The 3,153-nt window shown below is 67.1% G+C and carries 4 protein-coding genes; 1 reads left to right on the top strand and 3 read right to left on the bottom strand.

The window, feature by feature from the left end; translation table 11 throughout:
* Positions 1-45: 45 nt before the first annotated feature.
* Both AC5JJ6_RS06095 and chlG read right to left on the bottom strand, forming a co-directional pair.
* Positions 46-1,230 (bottom strand): geranylgeranyl diphosphate reductase, encoded by a 1,185-nt coding sequence (locus AC5JJ6_RS06095; protein ID WP_496041186.1) that lies wholly within the window; start codon positions 1,228-1,230, stop codon positions 46-48.
* 2 nt (positions 1,231-1,232) lie between these two features.
* Complete coding sequence (gene chlG / locus AC5JJ6_RS06090) at positions 1,233-2,117, bottom strand: chlorophyll synthase ChlG (protein WP_496041185.1); 885 nt, start codon at positions 2,115-2,117, stop codon at positions 1,233-1,235.
* Positions 2,118-2,282: 165 nt separating this feature from the next.
* Between chlG and bcp the strand changes: the two genes are divergently transcribed.
* Positions 2,283-2,747 (top strand): thioredoxin-dependent thiol peroxidase, encoded by a 465-nt coding sequence (gene bcp / locus AC5JJ6_RS06085; RefSeq protein WP_044434355.1) that lies wholly within the window; start codon positions 2,283-2,285, stop codon positions 2,745-2,747.
* 16 nt (positions 2,748-2,763) lie between these two features.
* Here the strand turns inward: bcp and AC5JJ6_RS06080 are convergent.
* The coding region (locus AC5JJ6_RS06080) for a ParA family partition ATPase (RefSeq protein WP_496041184.1) at positions 2,764-3,153 on the bottom strand (390 nt) is incomplete at its 5' end.

The raw sequence follows: 3,153 nt of genomic DNA, 5'->3' as shown, positions 1-3,153 counted from the left end.
CGAGGGCAACGGGTGCCATGCTGTTCTCCCTGAACCCGGCTTTTTTTATGGTCTGACGACACCCAGCAGGTGCGCCAGATCCTTGAAGAAGATCTTGACGTGTGCGACCGGTTTGGCGCGCACCAGTTCCTTGTTCATGTAGGCGTCCCAGGTCAGCTTCTGCACGTCGGGATCGCGGCACATGCTGACGAAGCGCTCGCGGCGCTTGTCGCTGCTGTACCAGAACCACTGCATGACGCCGAGTATCCAGAACACCCGCCCATGGGCCTTCATGAAGCGTTTGCGGGCAGTCGCCAGCTTGCGGGCGTCGCCGGTTTCAAGACAGGCTTCGACCGCATCCGCCGCGAAGCGGCCTCCGGCCATCGCGTAGTAGATGCCCTCGCCGGACGCGGGCGCCACGATGCCGGCGGCGTCGCCGGCCAGCACGACGTCGCGGCCGTTGTCCCAGCGCTTCAGCGGCTTCAGCGGGATCGGAGCGCCCTCGCGCCGGATCGTCTCGGTCCCGTCCAGGCCGGTCGCGGCGCGGAGGGTTTCGACCGAGCGGCGGAGCGAGAAGCCCTTGTTGGCGGAGCCGGTGCCGATGCTGACGGTGTCGCCGTGCGGGAAGATCCAGGCGTAGAAGTCGGGCGACAGCGCGCCCTGGTACCAGACGTCGCAGCTCTCCGGGTTGAAGTCGGCTTTGGCTCCCGTTGGGGCGCGGACGATCTCATGGTACGCGAAGACGCACTTCATGCGGGTGGCGCTGGGGACTTCCTGTTTGGCGACCGCCGACAGGGCGCCGTCGGCGCCGATCACGGTTCGCGTGCGCACGCATTCTTCAGTGCCGTCGGCTGTCTTGTAGTGGACGGTCGCGACGCCGTCCTCGCGGGTGATTCGAACGAAGCTGCCGGTGCGCCGGTCGGCGCCGACGGCGGCGGCACGGCTGCGCAGCCACTCGTCGAACACCTCGCGGTCGACCATGCCGACGAAGCCGCCGTCGATCGGCATGATGACGCGCTTGTCGGAGGGGGCGATCATGCGGGCCGACCTGATCTTCGCGACCAGCAACCCGTCCGGAATTTCGAAGTCCCGAATCAATCGGGGCGGGATGGCGCCGCCGCAGGGCTTGATCCTGCCGGCCTTGTCGAGCAGGACGACCGAACGGCCGCGCCGCGCCAGATCCGCTGCGGCGGTGGCGCCGGCGGGTCCGCCGCCCACGACGACGACATCGAAGATCCGGGAATTCACCATGGTCAGGAGATCTCCGGGAAGATGCCGCGCAGGGCGAAGGCCCCGACCAGCATGCCGATGACATACAGGCTGGTGCCTGTGGCGTTGTACCAGGGGGCGCGCTCGCGCGGGTTCTCCAGCAGGCGCACCATCAGGAGGAACTGGGCACCGAGCAGCAGCAGGACGACGAGGGCGTGGATCGGACGGCCCCAGGCCGCCAGCATGATGACCACGACGATCTGCGGCACGCCCATCACGACGCAGGCGAAGCGCACCGCGTTGTCGATGCCCAGGCGCACCGGCAGCGAGCCGATGCCCATCCGCTGGTCGCCCTCGACCGACTTGAAGTCGTTGAGCGTCATGATGCCGTGGGCGCCGATGCTGTAGAGCACGGCCAGCACCAGGATGCGCCAGTCGGGTTGCGCGGCGGCCATTACTGCCGCACCGGTGAACCACGGCAGCCCTTCGTAGCAGGCCCCGACCGCCGCATTGCCCCACCAGCCGTTCCGCTTCAGGCGGATGGGCGGCGCGCTGTAGGCCCAGGCCAGCGCCAGCCCGACCACGGCGGCGCCCAGCCCCCAGGGGCCGAGCCCGGTCGCGACCAGCAGCGACAGCGCGGTCCAGCCGAGAGCGATATAGAAGCCCCAGCGTCCGGGCAGCCGTCCCGAGGGGATCGGCCGGTTCGGTTCGTTGATGGCATCGACGTCGCGGTCGTACCAGTCGTTGACCGCTTGGCTGGTGGCGCAGATCAGCGGGCCGGCCAGCAGAACTCCGGCGAGGACCAGCAACCAGCGCCCCTCGATCGGGACGCCGGAGGACACCACCCCGCAAGCGTACGCCCACATCGGCGCGAACCACGTGATGGGCTTCAGGAACTCGAGGACGGTGGAGGGAGCCGGGTGTGCCATAGACGGAAGTATGAAGATTGACAGTTCATTGTGTCAATCAGAAATGACAGGCTTGACGCCCTCTCCCGCCAACTGTCGATTTGACTTCCGCGCCGGCTTGTCCAAGATCGCCCGCATTCGAGTCAGTTCAAGCCACCCGACTCAGCCCAGTTGAGGAGCACCCCCATGAGCGTAGAAATCGGTTCCCCCGCTCCCGACTTCACGATGCCGACGGACGGCGGCGGCGAGGTCAGCCTGTCGGCCCTGCGCGGCAAGAAGGTCGTGCTGTATTTCTATCCCAAGGACGACACCAGCGGCTGCACCAAGCAGGCCTGCGGCTTCCGCGACAACCTGCCCGACTTCTCGGGCATCGACGCGGTGATCATCGGCGTGTCCAAGGACAGCGTCGCCAGCCACGACAAGTTCAAGAAGAAATACGAGCTGCCCTTCACCCTCGCCTCCGACCAGACCGCCGGCGTCGCCGAGAAATACGAGGTCTGGAAGGAGAAGAGCATGTACGGCAAGAAGTACATGGGCATCGAGCGTTCGACCTTCCTGATCGACGGCGAAGGCGTGATCCGGGGAGCTTGGCGCAAGGTCAAGGTGGACGGCCACACCGAGGAAGTGCTGAAGGCGGCCAAGGCGATTTAAGGCCGGCCCCGTCCGGTCACCCCCGGTTGAGGATTTCCGTCGCCAGTTCCTGGATCTCCTTCGCGGCGCGGGTGCGTTTGGCCGATTCCGTGACGCTGCGGCCCTCGAACAGGGCCGCGGCGAACTGGATGCGGTTGCCGACTTGGGTCCGCGCCACGGTGGCGCCGGAATTGGTCCCCATCGCCTTGATCCGCTCGATCAGGTCGTCGGCCAGCTTGGCGCGGGGCGGAACGCGGTTGATGACGAGCAGCGCCGGCACTTTCTCTTCCCGCGCCAGATCCAGCGTCGGCTGGGTCGCCCACATGTCCATCGGGCTCGGCTGGACCGGGATGATCACCAGATGGGCCGACCGGACGGCGATCCGCGCCTCCGTCTCCGCGTGCGGCGGGCTGTCGATCACGACGAC

The sequence above is a fragment of the Skermanella sp. genome, assembly GCF_059503625.1.
The sequence above is the reverse complement of the archived record's forward strand: the minus strand, read 5'-3'. Positions and strand labels throughout refer to the sequence as shown.